Annotated in this window: 15 protein-coding genes; 6 read left to right on the forward strand and 9 right to left on the reverse strand. The window is 51.3% G+C overall.

The features are described 5' to 3' along the window. Window positions 1-139 precede the first annotated feature (139 nt). From modA to ssnA, 9 genes are all read right to left on the reverse strand, one after another. Window positions 140-1,012: a molybdate ABC transporter substrate-binding protein gene (gene modA / locus AC0QUU_RS13160; protein ID WP_474543350.1), complete on the reverse strand. Its 873-nt coding sequence runs from the start codon at window positions 1,010-1,012 to the stop codon at window positions 140-142. Window positions 1,013-1,263: 251 nt separating this feature from the next. Further along, the gene (locus tag AC0QUU_RS13165; RefSeq protein ID WP_474543351.1) at window positions 1,264-2,175 is read right to left on the reverse strand and encodes an NTP transferase domain-containing protein; all 912 of its coding nucleotides are present in this window, start codon (window positions 2,173-2,175) and stop codon (window positions 1,264-1,266) included. 3 nt (window positions 2,176-2,178) lie between these two features. Further along, window positions 2,179-4,773 (reverse strand): selenium-dependent xanthine dehydrogenase, encoded by a 2,595-nt coding sequence (gene xdh, locus AC0QUU_RS13170; protein ID WP_474543352.1) that lies wholly within the window; start codon window positions 4,771-4,773, stop codon window positions 2,179-2,181. Window positions 4,774-4,785: 12 nt separating this feature from the next. Next, complete coding sequence (locus AC0QUU_RS13175; RefSeq protein WP_474543353.1) at window positions 4,786-5,367, reverse strand: 4Fe-4S binding protein; 582 nt, start codon at window positions 5,365-5,367, stop codon at window positions 4,786-4,788. Beyond that, window positions 5,351-6,760: a selenium-dependent molybdenum cofactor biosynthesis protein YqeB gene (gene yqeB, locus AC0QUU_RS13180; RefSeq protein WP_474543354.1), complete on the reverse strand. Its 1,410-nt coding sequence runs from the start codon at window positions 6,758-6,760 to the stop codon at window positions 5,351-5,353. Before yqeB ends, AC0QUU_RS13175 begins: the two co-directional genes overlap by 17 nt. Next, window positions 6,757-7,515, reverse strand: a complete 759-nt coding sequence (yqeC, locus tag AC0QUU_RS13185; protein ID WP_474543355.1) for a selenium cofactor biosynthesis protein YqeC — start codon at window positions 7,513-7,515, stop codon at window positions 6,757-6,759. The genes yqeB and yqeC overlap by 4 nt, the downstream gene beginning before the upstream one ends. Window positions 7,516-7,530: 15 nt before the next feature. Then, complete coding sequence (gene ygfK, locus AC0QUU_RS13190; protein WP_474543356.1) at window positions 7,531-10,524, reverse strand: putative selenate reductase subunit YgfK; 2,994 nt, start codon at window positions 10,522-10,524, stop codon at window positions 7,531-7,533. Window positions 10,525-10,655: 131 nt separating this feature from the next. Continuing rightward, entirely contained in the window at window positions 10,656-12,086 is a 1,431-nt protein-coding gene (locus AC0QUU_RS13195; RefSeq protein WP_474543357.1) for a uracil-xanthine permease family protein, read from the reverse strand. 47 nt (window positions 12,087-12,133) lie between these two features. After that, a complete protein-coding gene (gene ssnA / locus AC0QUU_RS13200; RefSeq protein WP_474543358.1) occupies window positions 12,134-13,468 on the reverse strand; it encodes a putative aminohydrolase SsnA in 1,335 nt (444 codons plus the stop codon). A 330-nt stretch (window positions 13,469-13,798) separates the two neighbouring features. Here ssnA and AC0QUU_RS13205 point away from each other — a divergent pair, with 330 nt between their 5' ends. From AC0QUU_RS13205 to arcC, 6 genes are all read left to right on the forward strand, one after another. Further along, the gene (locus tag AC0QUU_RS13205) at window positions 13,799-14,446 is read left to right on the forward strand and encodes a helix-turn-helix transcriptional regulator (RefSeq protein WP_474543359.1); all 648 of its coding nucleotides are present in this window, start codon (window positions 13,799-13,801) and stop codon (window positions 14,444-14,446) included. A gap of 253 nt (window positions 14,447-14,699) precedes the next feature. After that, a complete protein-coding gene (gene dpaL / locus AC0QUU_RS13210) occupies window positions 14,700-15,905 on the forward strand; it encodes a diaminopropionate ammonia-lyase (RefSeq protein WP_474543360.1) in 1,206 nt (401 codons plus the stop codon). A 153-nt stretch (window positions 15,906-16,058) separates the two neighbouring features. After that, window positions 16,059-17,369: a YgeY family selenium metabolism-linked hydrolase gene (locus AC0QUU_RS13215; RefSeq protein ID WP_474543361.1), complete on the forward strand. Its 1,311-nt coding sequence runs from the start codon at window positions 16,059-16,061 to the stop codon at window positions 17,367-17,369. A gap of 39 nt (window positions 17,370-17,408) precedes the next feature. Further along, a complete protein-coding gene (gene ygeW / locus AC0QUU_RS13220; protein WP_474543362.1) occupies window positions 17,409-18,602 on the forward strand; it encodes a knotted carbamoyltransferase YgeW in 1,194 nt (397 codons plus the stop codon). 54 nt (window positions 18,603-18,656) lie between these two features. Beyond that, window positions 18,657-19,040 carry a RidA family protein gene (locus AC0QUU_RS13225; RefSeq protein WP_474543363.1) on the forward strand — a complete coding sequence of 128 codons (384 nt, stop codon included), beginning with the start codon at window positions 18,657-18,659 and terminating at the stop codon, window positions 19,038-19,040. A 15-nt stretch (window positions 19,041-19,055) separates the two neighbouring features. After that, window positions 19,056-20,000, forward strand: coding sequence for a carbamate kinase (arcC, locus tag AC0QUU_RS13230; protein ID WP_474543364.1), 945 nt, complete (start codon window positions 19,056-19,058; stop codon window positions 19,998-20,000). Window positions 20,001-20,121 lie beyond the last annotated feature (121 nt).

A 20,121-nucleotide genomic window follows, 5' to 3' on the forward strand; every position in this document is an offset into this window, starting at 1 on the left:
TCCCTCCTGAAAAATGCCGGCTCACTGTTTCTGTCTGTCCGGTTTTCTGCCTGATTTTCTTCCTTACGTTAATGTACAGGGGACAAAACCGCTGTCCCCTGCACAGTCTGAGCGCTTCCACAGCGCTGTTTTCATTTATTTATACATTTGTGTCAAAGTAGTAGGCTTCAAATACTTCTTTCGCCTCATCAGAGAGCACATACTCAAGAAAATCCTCTGCAGCCGCAGTCTGAGCATCGTCAGCTTCCTCATTTACTACTCTCGTAATAGGATAAATTACATTTCCGGTCAGATCATAGCTGACTGTCTCAAGAATTTCAAGATCATCCTCATATCCATATGTATCAGAATAGTAGGTCGTTCCGACTTCACAGGATCCTTCCACAACCGCAGTCAGCACCTTGCTTACATTGTCCTGCTCACTGATCTCCACACCGCCGAGAGCCTCTGACACTTCCTCTGTCGTAACAGCCGCCGGGTCATCCGTCCCGGGGAGAACGCCAAGATTAATCAGAGCCTGTCTTGTATATCTGCCTACCGGAACGCTGCCGCCTGCCAGGGCGATGCTCTCCGCGTCTCCCAGATTCTCAAGACCTGTTACTTTTGTGCCGCTCTCCTTCAGTGTAACTACAACAACCTGATTGTTTACTACATCCGCGCGGGTGCCTTCCACCATAAGACCGTCCGCTTCCAGATCATCCATCTGTTTCTGCGCGGCAGAGAAGAAAATATCGCACTCATATCCTTCCTGAATCTGGGTCAGAAGTGTTCCTGAGCTGTCGGCATTAAATGTTATTTTGACATTCGGATGGTCCTCATTATACTTTTCCGCCAGTTCCGTCATAACCGTATTCAGGCTGGCCGCAATAAATACCTGGATCTCTGTTTCCTCTTCTCCCGAACTCTCTCCCTGACTTCCTTTTTCACCGGAATCCTCCGTGCCGCTGCCGCATGCCGCTGTTGAAAATACCATAGCCGCCGCAAGCATTACCGCCAATACTCTTTTCTTCATAATCCTGTTTCTCTTTCTTCTTTTTTATTCTAAACTGCTTTACGCAGTTCCGGATCTTTCACTGCCGGGACCGGATGGTCCCCCCGTCTGCCGGTTTCGGGTCCGTCTTCCTCTCCACATGCTGTTGCTGTAATATGTATATTATATTCGATTGTTTTTTAAAAAACAATCGGTGAGATGATAAAAAGGCAGCATCCTTTCTCTGCCTTTTTATCTGCCGGAAACACCGGCAGTTATTCACTGCATCCTATTCAAAAAATCTCCCGGTACTTTTCCCCGGCAATCCGGGCAATCTCTTTTTCAAACCGCTCATATTGTTCCAGAAGCTTCAGTCCCCGTTCACTTACCCTCGCCGCGCCGCCGCCTTTTCCGCCCGGACTGCGGTCTACAATGGTATATCCTGTCTCCCGCTCCGCCGTGCGGATCAGGCTCCATCCCTTACTGTAGGACATTCCCGTCTTTTCACATGCCTCCCGGACAGACCCCAGCGCCTGTATCTGCTTTAAAAGCGTTACCATACCCGGCCCGAAAAAGGGCTCGTTTCTGACCAGCTGTACTTTTACCCGGGGATAGATCTGACGGATCTCTCTGCTGGACGCCATCTCCTCAAACGCATGGTCTGTTCCTGCCCTCAGCGCAACTCCCGCATCATCCACCGGAAGCAGACAGACCGCTGCTCCCAAGGCGTCAACCGCGCCTTTGAGTCCTCTCTCTCCCCGGTATGCGCAGATCCCGGGCACCAGATCCGCATGAATAAGGATGGGATGACCTTTCCGCCCCTCATACACCGGAATGACCACCGGACCTTCTGCCTCTGTCATGGCTTTCACTGTCTCTGCGGAAAACAGCGGTACATCTGCAGGACAGAAAAAGATCCGCTCACAGCTTTTCCTGAAATAATCCAGACCTCTGACCGCATAATCCAGCATCTGTTCTCCGGCATAATCCGGGCTCCGCAGAAATACGGCTCCCAGCTTTGACAGGCTTTTCTCCGTCTCCCTGGCCTTATATCCAGTTACAACAGCTATATCTTCCACCCCGGCCTGGTGAAACACCTGTATCATCCGTTTCACCATGTCCGGGCCGTCCGTATAGTCCGTTTTTTCGTATGCGGCAAAACCGCCGGGAACACCGGCCGCCGCAATTACCGCGCCGACTCTCACCGCCTACTTCACCGCCTTCTGTTTCTTCGAATAATAGGTATCCTTCATAGGCAGGCTGGTCCGAAGCACGTGATCCATTGCGTAATACGCCCCCTGCGCTGCCGGAGCTGTGGGAATGGTCGCGATCTCTCCGATCCCCTTAGCGCCATAGGCGAAGGGAAGCAGTTTTTCCTTCTCCACATAAATGGCATGAATGTCCGGAATCTGAGGCGCGCGCATCAGTCCCAGAGTACCGTATTTCGCCTGGGGCACGCCGTCTTTCAGCGGAAAATCTTCTGTCAGCGCATAGCCCAGCCCCATAAGCACCCCGCCTTCAATCTGCCCCTGTATGGCAATAGGGTTGACCACTTTGCCGGAATCGTGGGCCGCATAGACTTCTCTGACCCGCCCTTCATCATCCAGAACCACTACATGGGCGGCAAATCCGTATGCCACATGACTCTTGGGATAAGGCACGTCAGCTCCCAGCTTATCCGTGGGATCGAAAAACTCTGCAAAGAACTCCCTTCCTTCCAGTTTTTCCAGATCCCCGTCAGCTTTCTTCAGGGCATCGTTCAGCTCTGCCGCCGCCATCCGCACCGCTTCTCCGGTAATCAGCGTCTGACGGGAACCGGATGTTGTTCCGGAATCCGGAGCCACTTCCGAATTGGAACCCATATTTTTAATATATGCTCTGCCAAGCCCTGTGGTCTCGGCCACCATCTGAACAAATACAGTTGCGCAGCCCTGTCCGATATCGGAAGCGGCGCTGTACACTTCCACCTTTCCGTCATGGACGATCAGTTTCGCCCTTCCTTTATCCGGAAGGCCCACGCCCACGCCGGCATTTTTCATGGCACAGGCAATTCCCGCCCGTCCCGGATTGCTCTCATATGCATCTTTTACCGCCAGGAGCGCTTCCTTTAAAGCAGTAGAACAGTCCGCGATCTGTCCGTTGGGAAGCACTTTCCCGGGTTCAATGGCATTGCGGTAGCGGATTTCCCACGGCGAGATGCCTACCTTCTCTGCCAGAAGATTGATGTTGGATTCCAGGGCGAACTCGCTCTGGCATACGCCGAATCCCCGGAACGCCCCGGCCGGCGGGTTATTTGTATAATATCCGTAGCCCCGGATATCTGTATTCTGATAACAGTAGGGCCCTACCGAATGGGTGCAGGCCCGCTCCAGAACCGGTCCGCACAGGGAGGCGTAAGCCCCTGTATCAAAATAAATCTCGCAGTCCATCCCTGTAAATATACCGTTTTCATCACAGCCCAGGGTAAATGTCCCTTCCATGGCGTGGCGCTTGGGATGGAAATTGATGGACTCCTGCCGGGAAAACACAACTTTTACCGGACGCTGTACTTTAATGGCCGCCAGCGCCGCGATATGCTGGGCAGATACGTCTTCTTTTCCTCCGAATCCGCCGCCCACCAGCTTGTTCTCCACTACGATCCGCTCCGGATCCCATCCCAGCATAATGGAAATCTCATGCCGGGTATCGTAGACGCCCTGATCGGTGGAATACACTTTTACTCCATCCTTATACGGGAAGGCCACCGCGCACTCGGGCTCCAGAAACGCATGCTCGGTAAAAGGCGTGGTATATTTCTGCGTCACCACATATTTCGACTCTGCAAGCGCCTTTTTCGCGTCTCCTCTTGTCACATGACGGCTCTGGCAGAGATTTCCGCCGGAATGCACTTTCGGCGCATCCGGGGCCATTGCCTCGTGAACGTTTGTCACAGGCTTCAGCTCTTCGTATTCGATTTTCACCAGTTTTTTTGCCTTTTCCAGTGTGTTTCTTGTCTCGGCCACCACCAGACAGATGGCGTCTCCCACACAGCGGGTAATGCTGCCCTTTGCAATCATCACATCCCAGTCCTGCTGCAGATGTCCCACTTTATTATTCGGCACGTCCTCCGCTGTCAGCACTGCCAGCACGCCCGGAAGGGCAAGAGCCTTTTCATAATTAATATCCAGAACCCGGGCCCGTGGATAACGGGAGCGTACTGCCGATGCATACACCATGCCTTCCATCTCTACATCATCCGGGTATTCGCCGTACCCCAGAACTTTCTCCCGCACATCCAGGCGGAACGCCTTTTTCCCGACGCCGTAGTCTTCTCCCTTTTCCAGATCTTCTTCTATGGAAGCGTCGCCCCGGAGTATGGCCGCGGCCAGCTGAATGCCTTCGAAAATCTTCTTATAGCCGGTGCAGCGGCAGATATTTCCTTTCAGAGCCGTTTTGATCTCTTCTTCCGTAGGATCCGGCACCCGGTCAATCAGGGCCTTTCCTGCCATCACCATGCCCGGAATACAGAATCCGCACTGGACGGAGCCTTTGGATCCGAAGGCATATACAAAGGCCTCCTTTTCTTCCTCACTCAGGCCTTCTGTCGTAATAATGCTGCGGCCCACGGCTAATTTTGTAGTCAATACACAGGATTTTACCGCTTTTCCGTCCACCACAATCGTACAGGTCCCGCAGGCGCCCTCACTGCATCCGTCCTTTACTGAATGCAGATGCAGATCGTCTCTCAGGTAGCGCAGCAGGGGCTTATTCTCTTCCGTGCTGCATACAACGCCATTTACCTTAAAACAATACTTCTCTTTCATCGCCGCCTCCTGTCACTTTTTTCCCAGAGAACTGCCCGCCGCAAAGATACCGTCATAATCCCGGATCACTCCTCTGGGACATTTTACCGCGCACATACCGCAGGAAATACATTTTTCTTCATCGATTACCGCATGGTTCTCTTCCAGCCGTATCGCATTCACCGGACAGTTTTTCACACAGATTCCGCAGGCAATGCATCCGGCAGCGCATTCCTTTCTTGTCTCAGGACCGGAAGCTTCACTGACACAGGCCGGGTATATATGATATTCCGGTCCGGTCAGGCGAATCAGATGCCGGGGACAGGCCTTCACACACAGACCGCATCCCACGCATCTGCTTCTGTCCACCTCGGCTGTCCCGCTGCTGTTTATAAAAACAGCGTTCAGCCGGCATGCCTCTACGCAGCTTCCAAGCCCCAGACAGCCCCATCGGCACAGCGAAAGATCTTCTGAAAGCTTCAGAGCCGCGTCCGCGCAGTCCCTGTACTGCAGTTTTTTACTGTCCGTTTCCTTCCCTTCCTGCACAGCGGAGCCCAAACGGCACCCTCCGGCACACTGAACAACCGCTGTTTTTTTCTTACGTTTCTGAGCCATAGTTCTCATCTCCTCGCCGCTTTTTTATCCCGCCTGCCTCCGGCAGGTCTTCTCTGACGTCGATATCTCTTAACTCCTTCTCTCCGGCCTGAACGACACGGACTTTCTCTTTGTATTTTTCCATAATCTGTTTTCCGCCCCGGTCTCCCTCCAGGTTCATCAGCTCAGGAAAATATTTTCTGTCCCACAGAACCGGATTCCCCCGTTCTTCGCCTCTGCCCGCACAGACAATACATCCCGGATGAAGAGCTGCCGTATTAAAGATCTGCTGAATTGTGGCAGAATCCAGCCAGGGCTGGTCACAGACTGAAAAAAGCACGCCTTTCAGATCCGGGTTGTCTTCCAGAGCCCTGTGAAGTCCCAGCTTAAGGGAATGGGAGATTCCCTTCCGGGGATCCCGGTTTTCTACCGGAGTAACCCCGTATTCCGGCGCTGCTTCTGCCATATGCCCCGGTCCTGCGACCAGATAGGAGGGGAAACCGGCAAATGCCTGCATCCGCCTCAGCGCCCGGATATAAAGAGGGAACCCGTCAATCTCTGTCTCCAGTTTACTGCCGCCGAACCGGCTTCCAAGTCCTGCCGCCAGCGTCACAAACGCATACCGGCCTGCCATTTTTTCGTAAAGGGACACTGCTTCCAGAACTGCTCCCCCTACTGCCCTGGCCTTATCGGATATGGTATGGCAGTAAGAGCTGTGGGCTCTGGCGTCTATATCACCGATTTTCAGCCCTTTTTTCACTTCTGTGCCTTCCTGCAGCAGCCCCCGGACAATTCCCGGCATCTGCGCATAGACCGGCACACCTCCTGTCAACGCGGTAATCTGACCTTTTTCTACTTTGTCTCCGATCTGAACCTTCGGTTCCATAATCCCGTCTGCCGACGCCCGCAGCAGACGCTCTGTCGTATACCCGCCCACGTCGCCGGGTACACCGGTGTTGGGAATGGCACTTCCCCGCCAGATCACCCGGCCAAGAAAATGTCCTCTCTTTGTCTCTACTACACAGCTGCAGTCCGCGCCGGCGGTAAATCCCGGCCCCACTCCGATTACCAGCGGGGCGTCCGATATCCGGGTTCCCAGATTCTTTTTCGCAAGAATGGCATCCACAATCACATCCGGGCGGAACCAGTTTCTGCAGGAGGCTTCCGGATCGACCATTACAGCAATGTCTCCCCGGGATAAAATCTCTTTTGCTTCTTTCTCTGTACCTGCAAACCGCGCCTCAGTCTCTTCCACCAGCGCGCTTCCTTCATACACAGCACGGGAAAATGCCACGGTACGTCTTACGGTCAGAGGCACCGGGATTTCTGTCATCAGAATCCGGTGGCCTGCCCGGAAAAGCCGGGCCGCGATTCCCGTGGCCAGATCGCCTGCCCCTTTTATCAGTATTTTCATATTCGTTCTTCCGGCCTCCTGAAAGATGTCACAATGACGCGGGTGACGCCCTGATGTTCCAGAAAGGCGCCGATACAAGCTGCCATTTCTTTTCTCTGCGGGTCATCCGCTTTATTTAAAACAACCGTGTACACTGCATGTGCCGGACAGCCTTTTCTGCCTGCTTCAGCAGAAGCGGCCAGCCTGCCGATATCTTCTGCAGCAACCGGTTCTGTTATTTTCTTATTCAGTAACTGTGCCGCCCGCTCCGGCCGGAAGCAGGTTTCCCCGATGGGCCGTCCGACCGCGTCCAGTCCATAAACGGAAAGCACATGGGTTGTTTTTCCGGGAATCACCGGTTCTTCCGATCCGGGACATTTCAGAGGGAGCATTCTGGCTCCGTCCGCTTCGATCAGTACCGGCACACCCAGACTGTATATTTTTGAAAAAAAGGATTCCGGTACGCTTCCAAGCCTTCCTCCGGCTGCCGGAATCCCGATCCATGCCTGCCCCCACTGCTGCAGCCTCTCTTTCAGACCATCTTCCGACGGCTCTGTGAGAAACCAGGGCAGGTCTTCCTTTAAAATATGAGTTGTTGTCGTGACAACCGCTCCCGGTCCCCGGTCCGCGTATTCCCGGGCCAGATGCCGGAGCAGGGTTGACTTTCCCCCGGCTCCGGCCGCGGAGACTACCGGGTGTTTCCAACCGGCCAGCCCCGCAGCCGAAAGCAGGGAATCTGTTTCACATAATTTATGGTCTCTGTAAATATATATCATGCTGCTTTTGTATCCCTATCTCAGAAGATAAGAATAATCACGGATTACGGTTTCCATAAGCTTTAACAGACCCTCGGGAATTCTTGTCTCCTCTCCTTTGGTCCATACATAAGTTTCTCCGAAGAAACGGACTTTACACTTCACAGATGCGGCATCCAGCACAGTAAAGCCCTGATTCCGGCTGTCTTCCATATCTTTCTCATCTGCGAACAGTGTAAATTTATCAAGATACGGCGCACTGTCATAGGGGCAGAAACTCCTGCAGTTGCCGCACTCATTGCACAGATAGTCCACATGGATAATCTGGTGCTTCTCCATGCCGGGCACCCGGATGGAAATATTGGCTCTGTTCGGACATACTTCCACGCAGTTCTCACAGATACCGGAGCAGCCAAGACATCTTCCGCTTTCCTCGCTGTCGTCTTTCTGATCAGAAAGATTTCCTTTCCTGCTGTAGATCGTCTCCTCCACTGTCTCCGGTTCAAAGTCTTTTACCAGAGTTTCTCCGGTTATTGCCTGTGCGGCTTTGAGACCGTCGCGGATGCCTTCCACAACCGTAGCCGGTCCGCCCAGACCGTCACCTGCAAGATATACGCCCGGACGGCTGGTCTCACAGGTCTCTTCATTGACGATTGCCCGGCCTCTGTCGTTTACGTTGATGCCGCAGGCCTGGTAGAATGCCGTGGGCACCCGCTCTCCTACTGCCGCGATAACCGTATCCGCCGGAATCTCTTTTTCTTCGCCGGTTTCCACTACTCCTCTTCTTCCGGAAGCGTCATAATCGCCCAGCTTCATCACTTTGCAGAGAAGTCTGCCGTCCTCCAGCTTCACCGGGGAAAGAAGTTCCATAAACTCCACGCCGTCGTCCACTGCCATGACAAGTTCTTCCTCGTCCGCCGGCATATAGCGCTTCGTTCTTCTGTATACAAGATACACATGCTCCACGCCCTTTGTGCGTTTCGCCGCTCTTGCCGTGTCCATGGCCGTATTGCCTCCGCCGATTACAACCACGTTTTTTCCGATATCAAGATCCCCGTCTTTTACTTTAAACTCTTCAAGGAACTGCAGAGCATTGACCGGTTCCCCTTTTTCCAGACGGAGCACACCCGGCTCAGAAGCGCCTACGGCAAGGACAACTGCTGTGTATCCGGCATTTTTAAGCATATCCAGATCCGTGATTTCCGAGTTCAGATAAATATTCACGCCCATCTTTTCAAGCAGAGCGGCGTCTTTATCAATAGAACTGCCGGATATGCGGAACTCCGGAATTACATGGCGCACTACGCCGCCAAGAGAATCCGTCTTTTCAAACAGGGTCGTCTCCATGCCTGCCCGGCGCAGGAAATATGCCGCCGCCATTCCTGACGGACCGCCGCCGATTACAGCAGCTTTCCCGCTCTTTGTCACAGGCGGAGCCGCGATCTGATCCATCAGCGCGTCATAGCCTTTCTCCGCGGCAATCAGCTTCATGCCCCGGATATAGACGGATTCCTCATAGAAATTACGGGTACATTTGTTCATACACGGATGCGCGCAGATCGTTCCCGTAATAAACGGAAGCGGGTTCTTCTCCGTAATAACCTGCATTGCTTCCCTGTACTTTTCTTCTTTTACAAGCTTAAGGTAAGCCGGAATATCCTGATGAATGGGACATCCTTCCTTACACGGCGCCACAAAACAATCCAGAAGAGGCACCTGTTTTTTCATCTTTCTGGAGGGCAGGGGTTTCACCGCCTTCACATGATGGGGATTTGTCCTGGCGTCGTCCGCCAGTTTTCGCACAGCCTCAGGATTTACACGGATAAATACAACATTTTCCTTTTCCAGAAGGGACGCCATCTGGGTCATTCTGTCATATCCGCCGGGTTTCAGGAGCGTAGTGGCAACGGTCACAGGCCAGATGCCCGCATCTACGATCTCCTTAATATTGTGATAATCCGCCCCGCCGGAATAGGAGATGCGAAGCCTTCCGTCAAACTCTTCCGTCAGCTTCGCCGCCAGCGAAATCGACAGCGGATACAGGGATTTTCCTGACATGTACATCTCTTCGCTGGGCAGTTCATTCTGCTTCACATCCACAGGGAATGTATTGGTAATCTTTACGCCGAATTCCAGATTTCTGTCCTGACAGACTTTCATCAGCCTGGTCAGCATGGGCACCGCGTCTTCATACTGCAGATCATCTTTAAAATGAAAATCGCCGAAAGCGACATAGTCATATCCCATATCGTCCATGATCTCTCTTGCGAACTCATAGCCAAGCAGGGTCGGATTGCACTTGATAAACGTGTGGAATCCCTTCTCGGTAATCAGGTACATGGCGATTTTTTCAATCTCCTCCGGAGGACATCCGTGAAGGGTTGAGATGGTCACGGAATTGCATATATCTCCGGAGATGCTCTCGATATCTTCTTTTGTCACTTTTTCAAACAGATCCGCGTGCGCCAGAAGATAATCTCTGCAGGATCTGAAAATATCAGAATCCTGGGCATGCTTCATTGTATTTAAGAAGGTATCAATTTTCTCCGACTGGATCCCTTTCAGATCGTATCCCACGCTGATATTGAACTGGAATCCGTCCATGCTGCCCAGGCCGAATTCTTTTGCCATTACCTTGCACAGGAACCAGGCTTTGATATACTCTTCCATTGCCTGGGGCACATAAAGTTCCGTGGACCACTCGCAGTTATAGCACTCGTCGTCCGCTTTGATACAGGGCTTGTTGACACAGGCGGAAAGCTCTGCCCCGTCCATAATCTGTACGGTCTTCAGCTCAAAGAAGCGGCTGCCTGTGTAGTACGCCGCGGCAATATTCTGGGCCAGCTGCGTATGGGGGCCGGCCGCCGGACCCACCGGCGTCTCCAGCGTCCGCCGGAAAATCGTTCTGTTAAACCGGCTGTCCGCATAATAGGGATGGTGCTCGCCGAACACGGTTCCCTGCTTTTTCTGTTCTGTCAATGTCCAGTTTATCAGCTGTTCAAATGACATTGGTCTCATAATATCACTCATGATTCTCTCCTCCTGTTGTTCCGGTCCCGCCTTCCGGCCGGGCAGCCATTTCCCCGGGCTGTCCGGTCTTCTGTTTTATTTTCCGGCAGCCGGGCCAGTTCCGGATCTAAAGTCTTCTTGCCGGAGCCTTCTTACTGTGCGTCCGGCTTGTCTTTCGGCAGTATCAAGTTCAGGATTACTGCGAAGATCGTGGCCAGCACCACCGGTGAAGACGCGAATGTATTGTTGATGATTGACTGGAAGCTTTCCAGGCTCATGCTCATATTCAGAGCGTTGTGGATACTTGCCGTCATCTGGTTCAGACAGCCGTCGCTTAAGGATACGCCCATGCCGATGGCAATGGAAAGTCCTGCAACTGTCGTATTCCTGTAAGTCAGTTTTTCTGTTACAAGCAGCTTGATGCCGGTCATCGCGATGGAAGCAAATACAGACGCGACCGCGCCGCCCAGCACACACTGCGGAATGGTACGCAGAAGCGCGGAAAACTTCGGAATCAGTCCGGCAATAAGCAGGATAACCGCTGAAGCAGAAAATACCCGTCTTGCTATAACTCTTGTAGAACCGACAATACCTACATTCTGGCTGTATGTTGCCGTGGGAGGGCATCCGAACAGCGCGCCCACCATGTTGCTGACGCCGTATCCGATAATACCGCCGTTCAGCTCGTCATCTGTGGGAAGTCTGTCCATGCCGCCTGTGGTTGTGGCGGAGAAGTCTCCCATAGCCTGAATGGAATTTACAAGGAACAGGATCGCAAGGGGCAGAATCGCCGAAATATCAAACTTTATGCCGAAAGCCAGCGGCATCGGCACTTCAAACCAGCCTGCAGACGAAAGAGCGGAAAAATCCACCATTCCGAAGCAGAGAGCCACTACGTAGCCGCAGAGCAGACCGATCAGGATTGACGCCAGTTTGAACAGTCCTTTACCATAATGATTCAGAAGGACTACAATTGCCAGTGTAATGAACGCAACCAGCCAGTTCTGCCAGGAGCCGAATACCAGCGCCTCTGTTTTCCCCTGCTGCTCTACGATCACTTCATAAGTATTGGAAGAGTTTCCTGCCATATAATTTACAGCTGTGCTGTAAAGGGAAAGACCGATCGCCAGAATAACCGTCCCGATAACAAGCGGCGGAAATACTTTCCGGATCTGACGGATAAACAGTCCTACAAGGATCGCTACAACACCGCCGATAATCATGGCGCCGAAAATCGTATTTACATCCTTTGCCTGGGCAGCGATCGCCGTCATTGTGGGAACGTACGCGAAGCTTACTCCGATAATAACAGGAAGGCCGCTTCCCAGTTTGATTTTCTGCGCGTATAACTGCAGCAGTGTGGACAATGCGGCGAATACAAGGGATACCTGGATCAGAAGCCCCATATCCACATTTCCGCCGGCATTGTTGGCGGCGTTTGCCACAAGAATTGCCGGCGTTACACATCCTACAACCGCAGCCAGTACATGCTGGGCCGCCAGAGGCAGAACCTGCCCGAATGACGGCTTTCCGTCCCATTTAAACAGTTCACTGTTGTCTTTTTTCATTTTTATGTCACTCATTTTGTTTTGCCCTCCATTCCTTCTGTGTCAGAAGCATCTGCTGTTGTCTATCGGCTGTTAATCCGGTCTGCCAGCTCTTTCGCGGCCTGTCTGCAGTCAGCCATAACTTTTTCCGTGTCAATCTTTGTCAGGATTCTGTCTTTCATCAGAACCCGGCCGTTTGCCACGGTGGTCACCACATCATGACCGGTTACACCGAATACAAGGTGACTGTTGATATTGTTTTCGTTCAGCGGAGTGAGCGGATCATAATCCACAATAATCACATCTCCCGCCGCGCCTTCTCTGAGCACACCAAGTTCCTGACTGAAATATCTGCCGGCAATCTCCGCATTATTTTCAAAAAGCATCTGAGGCACTTCTCCCCAGGCTGCATTGGGATTGCACAGGTGATGCTTGTGCAGAACATTTGCCACTTTGTAGGATTCCATCATATCATGGGTATATCCGTCTGTGCCAAGCCCTGTGAGAATTCCCCGGTGCACCAGCTCCATCGTCGGCGGGCATCCGCAGGCATTGCCCATATTGGACTCCGGATTATGGACAACCATTGTATCCGTTTCCTTAATCAGATCCATTTCATGGGGATTGATATAGATGCAGTGTCCCAGCAGTGTCTTTTCTCCCAGAATGCCGTGATCCATCAGCCGGTCAACAATCCGTTTTCCGTAATGTTTCAGGCAGTGATGCAGATCTTCGATCCCCTCTGCCACATGGATATGATACCCTGCTTCATCCGGTTTGTTCGCAGCGGCCAGTTCAAACGTTTCATCGGAAATCGTAAACTGCGCGTGCATTCCCATCATACCGGCGATCATTCCGGAATCGTCTTTTAACGCGTGGCGGATAAACTCAGCGTTCTCCGTCACGGAGGCTTTCGCCTTATCCATCCCGTCTCTGTCCGAAATCTCATAGCAGAGGCAGGACCTCACCCCGGTTTCCTTTGCCGCCTTCTCAATCTCGAAAAGAGAACCTCCGATGGAACCAAAACTTGCGTGATGGTCAAAAATTGTGGTTACGCCGTTCCGGATACAGTCAATATAAGTAGCCATGGCACTTAAGTATGTATCATGCAGCGTAAGATTCCGGTCAATGGTCCACCACATCCCGTCCAGAATGTCCAGAAAGCCTTTCGGATCATAACCGTTGATGGAAAGTCCTCTCGCAAATGAACTGTAAATATGTTCATGTACATTAATAAAGGCCGGCATGATCAGACCGCCCCGGGCGTCAATAAACTCTGCGTCCGGATATGCGTTTCTGATGTCTTCCTCATTCCCTACTCTGCAGATTACGGATCCGTCAATCGCTACCGCGCCATTCTCAATCAGGGGACATGAGGCATCTCTTGTGATAACTTTTCCATTCCCTAAAACCAGCATGTTGTCTTCTCCTTTTTATTTATTTTCCACATACTGTTCTTAGCGCGCCCCTGCAAACCACTGTGCAATTCGCACACTAAGCCCTGTCACTTCTTATAGAATACCATCAATATTGTATAAATGCAACATGGATTCTAACTATTTTTTAGACGCCCTAAATTTTTTTTAGAGCCTTGCCGTTCTTCATTCCTAAATATTTTTTAGATTACCTAAAAATTTTTTAGAAAAAGTATTGACTCCATATTTTTTTATGCTATGATGGATTTAGAAACGTACAGCAGACAAACACTTTCTTCTGTGATATAAGTTTGGAAAAAGGCAGGTGAAACAATGGATGAGAAACTTGATTTTCTAAAGCAGCTTGCACACGGACTGGCGGTTCAGTTCGGAACTTCCTGCGAGGTTGTTATCCACGATCTTACAAAGAATGATCTGGATAAATCTATCGTATATATTGAAAACGGGCAGGTTTCCAACCGCCGCACAGGCGATGGCCCCTCAGGCATTGTGCTTGAAACTCTCAGATCGGATCCGGGAAAGATCAAAGACAAACTCGCTTATCTTACAAGAACCGACGATGGCAGGATCTTAAAATCCAGCACACTCTATATCCGCAATGAGAAAGGCAGAATCGCTTATATCTTTTCAATGAATTACGATATCACCGCCGTGCTTGCAGCGGAAAGCAGCATCCAGAGCCTGATCCGTACAGAACCGGAAGAGAATCCGGAAGCAGACCGTTCAGACGCGCCTCAGAAAATTACCCATAATGTTACTGAACTTCTGGACCTTCTTATTGAACAGGCAATTGCCAAAATAGGAAAGCCGGTGGCAATGATGAACAAGGATGACAAAGTCGCTGTCGTGCAGTACCTGAATAATGCCGGGGCATTTCTCATCACAAAGTCCGGCGATAAAGTCTCTTCCCTGCTGGGAATATCAAAATTTACATTATACAGCTATATGGACAAAGGATGAACATGCACTAAGAATGAACATGCGCCCGGGATCGGCAGTATCTGCCGTGCAAGCAGGCTTGCAGACGGCAGATGGTGGCGATACCGGCATATGGCGGACGCCATTCAGCGAGATGGAGCCGCATCGCGGCGGAGTCGAGCTGGCGCATGTTCCAATGAGGCAGTATCTGCCGTGCAAGCCGGAAACAGCATAAACAAACCAATACAAAAATCAGTAATCAAAAACAATATTATTATATTAAGGAGGTTTCTTCATGGAAGGAATAAAATGGGCTGTCAACAAAATGCCCAGAACCGATGACGCGCAGCTTAAGGTCATGGATCTGGAAAATGTCAAAAAAGCGAGAGCATTTCACGAAAGCTTTCCTCAGTACAGTGTAACCCCTCTTGCTGATCTTAAGAAAATGGCAGAATATCTTGGACTGAAGGAAGTTTATGTAAAGGACGAATCCTACCGCTTCGGCCTGAATGCCTTTAAAGTACTGGGCGGTTCCTTCGCAATGGCCCGCTACATAGCAAAACAGACTGGAAAAGACGTCTCCGAGCTGCCCTACAATGTGCTCACTTCGGAAGAACTCCGCAAAGAGTTCGGACAGGCTACTTTCTTCACGGCAACGGACGGCAATCACGGCCGGGGCGTCGCGTGGGCGGCAAATAAACTCGGACAGAAAGCTGTCGTGCTCATGCCGAAGGGAAGCACACAGACAAGACTGAACAATATCCTTGCCGAAGGCGCTCAGGCAACCATTGAAGAATATAACTATGACGAATGCGTCCGCATGGCAAACGCCATGGCAGAAAAAACGGAAAACGGCGTTATGGTGCAGGATACCGCATGGGACGGATATGAGGAAATCCCCTCCTGGATCATGCAGGGTTACGGAACAATGGCAATGGAAGCGGACGAACAGCTTCATGAAAACGGATGCGAGCGTCCCACTCATGTATTTATCCAAGCCGGAGTCGGCTCTCTTGCCGGAGCGGTTCAGGGATATTTCGCTAACCGTTATCCTGACAATCCGCCCAAGGTAGTCGTCGTAGAAGCGGACGCTGCTGCCTGCCTTTATAAAGGAGCCTGCGCCGCAGACGGAGACATCCGGATTGTGGACGGAGATATGGAAACGATCATGGCCGGCCTTGCCTGCGGCGAGCCGAATACCATTTCCTGGGATATCCTGAAAAATCATGTGGATACCTTTACAGCTGCTCCCGACTGGGTGGCCGCAAAAGGAATGCGCATGCTGGCCGCTCCCATCAAGGGCGATCATCCCGTAACTTCCGGCGAATCCGGAGCCGCGCCCTTCGGCGCGCTGGCCTGCATTATGACAATGGAAGAATACAGGCCGCTGAAAGAACATCTGGGACTGGACGAAACTTCAAGAGTTCTCCTCTTCTCCACAGAAGGAGACACGGATCCGGACCGCTACAAATCAATTGTCTGGGACGGAAATAACAGATAATCTGCTCATTTCCTTACCATAAAGCAACCTTTCAACCTTTTTTGGCCGGGCTTTTCCGGCGCGGCACCCTCCGCCGCCCGGAAAGCCTGACAAGATCAGATCGGTACCATTTATCACTTTTTTATTTATCATTTATTAAAGGAGAGAAAAATTATGGATTTCAACAAAATCAAAGAGGCTGCACAGGGTTATCAGAAAGATATGACCGCATTTCTGCGGGCCATTGTAAAAAACCCGGGAGAGAGCTGCGACGAAAAAGCGCACATTGACACAATCGCCGCCGAGATGAAAAAGCTGAATTTTGATGAGGTTGTAATTGACCCTCAGGGAAATGTAATCGGCTACATGGGAACCGGCGAAAGAATTATCGCATATGACGCACATATCGACACCGTAGGAATCGGAAATATTGACAACTGGACATTCGATCCCTATGAGGGCTATGAGAACGAGACAGAGATCGGCGGCCGCGGTGTGTCCGACCAGTGCGGCGGTCTTGTATCTGCTGTTTACGGCGCAAGAATCATGAAGGATCTGGATCTGATTCCGGAAGGCTGTAAGATTATGGTTGTAGGAACTGTTCAGGAAGAAGACTGCGACGGTCTCTGCTGGCAGTACATTATTAATGAAGATAAAATCCGTCCGGAATTTGTTGTCTCCACAGAGCCTACTGACGGAGGTATCTATCGGGGACAGCGGGGACGTATGGAAATCCGTATCGACGTAAAAGGCGTTTCCTGCCACGGTTCCGCACCGGAGCGCGGCGACAACGCGATCTACAAGATGGCCGACATTCTCCAGGATGTACGGGCTCTTAATGAAAATGACGATGCGGACGATACCGAAATCAAAGGCCTTGTAAAAATGCTCAATCCGAAATACAATCCGGACTGGGAAGAGGCACGGTTCCTGGGCAGGGGCACGGTTACCGTATCCCAGATCTTCTATACATCACCCAGCCGCTGCGCGGTTGCCGATTCCTGCGCAGTATCTCTTGACCGCCGCATGACCTTCGGCGAGACATGGGAGAGCTGTCTGGAAGAGATCCGTTCCCTTCCGAACGTAAAGAAATACGGCGACGACGTAGTCGTATCCATGTACAACTACGACCGTCCGTCCTACACAGGCTGTGTATATGAAATCGAGTGCTACTTCCCCACATGGGCAATTCCGAAGGACCACAAGGTAACAAAAGCCCTGGAGAAAGCCTATACTTCCCTCTACGGGGACAAGAGAATCGGCGCCGAGGAAACACTGGAGATGCGCCAGAGCCGTCCGCTGACAGACAAATGGACCTTCTCCACAAACGGCGTATCTATTATGGGAAGAAACGGAATCCCGTGCATCGGATTCGGACCGGGCGCAGAAGCACAGGCACACGCGCCGAACGAAAAAACATGGAAACAGGATCTTGTAACATGCGCGGCTGTGTACGCGGCACTGCCGAACTGCTACTGTGAGTAAACGTTAATAAGATTTCAATATCAAGGAGGATAAACAAAAATGAAAACTTTACAGGATTACATTGATAAGCTGAACAAGCTGAACTTCAAAGACATGTACAACGGAGACTTTTTCCTGACATGGGAGAAGACGGACGATGAGCTGGAGGCTGTCTTTACCGTTGCCGACGCGCTCCGCTACATGAGAGAGAACAACATTTCCACAAAGGTATTTGAAAGCGGTCTGGGCATTTCACTGTTCCGCGACAACTCCACCCGTACCCGCTTCTCTTTCGCGTCTGCCTGCAATCTGTTAGGTCTTGAGGTTCAGGATCTGGATGAAGGAAAATCCCAGGTAGCTCACGGCGAGACAGTCCGTGAGACAGCGAATATGATTTCCTTTATGGCTGACGTAATCGGAATCCGCGACGATATGTATATCGGAAAAGGAAACGCTTACATGCACGAAGTTGTTGACGCTGTGACACAGGGAAATAAAGACGGCATTCTTGAGCAGAAACCGACTCTTGTAAACCTGCAGTGTGATATTGACCACCCCACACAGGCAATGGCAGATATGCTTCACATCATCCACGAATTCGGCGGTGTGGAGAATCTGAAAGGCAAGAAGATCGCCATGTCATGGGCTTACTCTCCGTCCTACGGCAAGCCTCTCTCCGTTCCCCAGGGTATCATCGGGCTGATGACACGTTTCGGCATGGATGTTGTGCTGGCTCATCCGGAAGGATATGAGGTATTCCCGGAAGTTGAGGCGGTCGCAGAAGAAAACGCGAAGAAATCCGGCGGTTCCTTCACAAAGACAAACAGCATGGCAGATGCATTCAAGGACGCGGACATCGTATATCCGAAGAGCTGGGCGCCATTCGCGGCAATGGAGAAACGTACAGAGCTGTACGGAAACGGCGACTTTGAGGGCATCAAGGAACTGGAAAAAGAGCTTCTGGCACAGAACGCGCAGCACAAGGACTGGGCATGCACAGAAGAACTGATGAAGACAACCAAAGACGGCAAGGCGCTCTATATGCACTGCCTGCCGGCGGACATTACAGGCGTTAGCTGTGAGGAAGGCGAGGTTGACGCAAGCGTATTTGACCGCTACAGAGATCCGCTGTACAAAGAAGCAAGCTACAAACCGTACATTATTGCGGCTATGATCTTCCTTGCAAAATTCGCTGATCCGGCAGACATCCTGAAAAAACTGGAAGAAAAAGGAACGCCGAGAATTTTCGAATAATTATAATTTATATCAATCCGCTTTATCGTACACAATTACAGGAGGTATACAGACATGTTAAAATACGTAGACACAAAAAACGCGCCTGCAGCTATCGGTCCCTACTCTCAGGGAATTATTCTCAACGGAATCGCATTCTTTTCCGGACAGATTCCCCTTTCTCCGGAAACCGGAGAAGTGGTGGGCACCACAATTGAGGAGCAGACCGAGCAGGTTATGCAGAATGTGAAAGCCCTTCTGGAAAGCCAGGGTGCTTCCTTTACTGATGTTGTGAAAACAACGTGCTTCCTCGCGGATATGGGTGATTTTGCCGCATTTAATGAAATTTACGCAAAATATTTCACCGGAAAACCGGCCCGCTCCTGCGTTGCCGTAAAAGATCTTCCGAAGGGAGTTCTCTGCGAGGTAGAGACAATCGCCGCTGTAAAAGAGGACTGATACAGGAGGCCCGCTATGGAAAAGAAAAAACGTATTGTCATTGCTCTGGGCGGAAACGCCCTGGGCAACACCCTTCCGGAACAGATGAAGGCCGTAAAAATTACTTCCAGGGCTATTGTGGATCTGATTGAAGAAGGCTGTGAGGTGGTTGTGGCCCACGGCAACGGCCCCCAGGTAGGCATGGTCAATAACGCCATGATCGCCCTGACCCACGAAGATCCCCAGCAGCCCAACACGCCTCTTTCCGTCTGCGTGGCCATGAGCCAGGCATACATCGGCTATGACCTGCAGAACGCGCTCCGGGAAGAACTGCTGAACCGGGGAATCGAAGATATCCCTGTGGCTACCATGATCACCCAGGTCCGCGTGGATCCGGATGATCCGGCTTTTCAGACTCCATCCAAACCTATCGGCCGTTTTCTTACAAAGGAACAGGCCGATCTGATGGCAGAAAAGTATGATTATATTATGAAAGAGGATGCCGGACGGGGCTACCGACGTGTTGTGGCTTCCCCGAAACCTCAGGAAATCATTGAGATCGGGACGATCCGCACAATGGTGAATTCCGGAGACCTGGTCATCGCCTGCGGAGGCGGCGGTATTCCCGTTACCCGCCAGGGCAATCACTTAAAAGGCGCCAGCGCCGTAATAGACAAAGATTTCGCAAGCTGCCTGCTGGCCAAAGAACTGGACGCAGATTTCCTGATTATTCTGACCGCTGTGGAAAAGGCGGCCATAAATTACGGGAAACCGGGCGAGAAATGGCTGGATGATATTACTGTGGAAGAAGCGAAACAGTATATAGAAGAAGGACATTTCGCGCCGGGAAGCATGCTGCCGAAAGTACAGGCAGCGGTAGAGTTTGCTGAATCCAAGCCGGGCAGACAGGCGCTGATTACACTTCTGGAGAAGGCCAGAGACGGTATCCTGGGAAAGACCGGAACGAGGATTCATCTGTAAAACAATAATTGAAATGAATTCTGTAAACATATAATTCAGCAGCGCGCCGTATTTTCCGGCTGCTGCAGACAAAAAAGACAAAAACAAGACTCCTAAATAAGAGACCCCCGCAGTAAAGCGC

The sequence above is a fragment of the Mediterraneibacter sp. HA8405 genome (assembly GCF_056148955.1).

What these genes read in the sequence shown, in the direction of transcription:
- modA (WP_474543350.1), bottom strand. Translation starts at nt 1,012, where the DNA reads ATGAAGAAAAGAGTATTGGCGGTAATGCTTGCGGCGGCTATGGTATTT.
- xdh (WP_474543352.1), bottom strand. Translation starts at nt 4,773, where the DNA reads ATGAAAGAGAAGTATTGTTTTAAGGTAAATGGCGTTGTATGCAGCACG.
- AC0QUU_RS13175 (WP_474543353.1), bottom strand. Translation starts at nt 5,367, where the DNA reads ATGGCTCAGAAACGTAAGAAAAAAACAGCGGTTGTTCAGTGTGCCGGA.
- yqeB (WP_474543354.1), bottom strand. Translation starts at nt 6,760, where the DNA reads ATGAAAATACTGATAAAAGGGGCAGGCGATCTGGCCACGGGAATCGCG.
- yqeC (WP_474543355.1), bottom strand. Translation starts at nt 7,515, where the DNA reads ATGATATATATTTACAGAGACCATAAATTATGTGAAACAGATTCCCTG.
- ygfK (WP_474543356.1), bottom strand. Translation starts at nt 10,524, where the DNA reads ATGAGTGATATTATGAGACCAATGTCATTTGAACAGCTGATAAACTGG.
- AC0QUU_RS13195 (WP_474543357.1), bottom strand. Translation starts at nt 12,086, where the DNA reads ATGAGTGACATAAAAATGAAAAAAGACAACAGTGAACTGTTTAAATGG.
- ssnA (WP_474543358.1), bottom strand. Translation starts at nt 13,468, where the DNA reads ATGCTGGTTTTAGGGAATGGAAAAGTTATCACAAGAGATGCCTCATGT.
- AC0QUU_RS13205 (WP_474543359.1), top strand. Translation starts at nt 13,799, where the DNA reads ATGGATGAGAAACTTGATTTTCTAAAGCAGCTTGCACACGGACTGGCG.
- dpaL (WP_474543360.1), top strand. Translation starts at nt 14,700, where the DNA reads ATGGAAGGAATAAAATGGGCTGTCAACAAAATGCCCAGAACCGATGAC.
- AC0QUU_RS13215 (WP_474543361.1), top strand. Translation starts at nt 16,059, where the DNA reads ATGGATTTCAACAAAATCAAAGAGGCTGCACAGGGTTATCAGAAAGAT.
- ygeW (WP_474543362.1), top strand. Translation starts at nt 17,409, where the DNA reads ATGAAAACTTTACAGGATTACATTGATAAGCTGAACAAGCTGAACTTC.
- AC0QUU_RS13225 (WP_474543363.1), top strand. Translation starts at nt 18,657, where the DNA reads ATGTTAAAATACGTAGACACAAAAAACGCGCCTGCAGCTATCGGTCCC.
- arcC (WP_474543364.1), top strand. Translation starts at nt 19,056, where the DNA reads ATGGAAAAGAAAAAACGTATTGTCATTGCTCTGGGCGGAAACGCCCTG.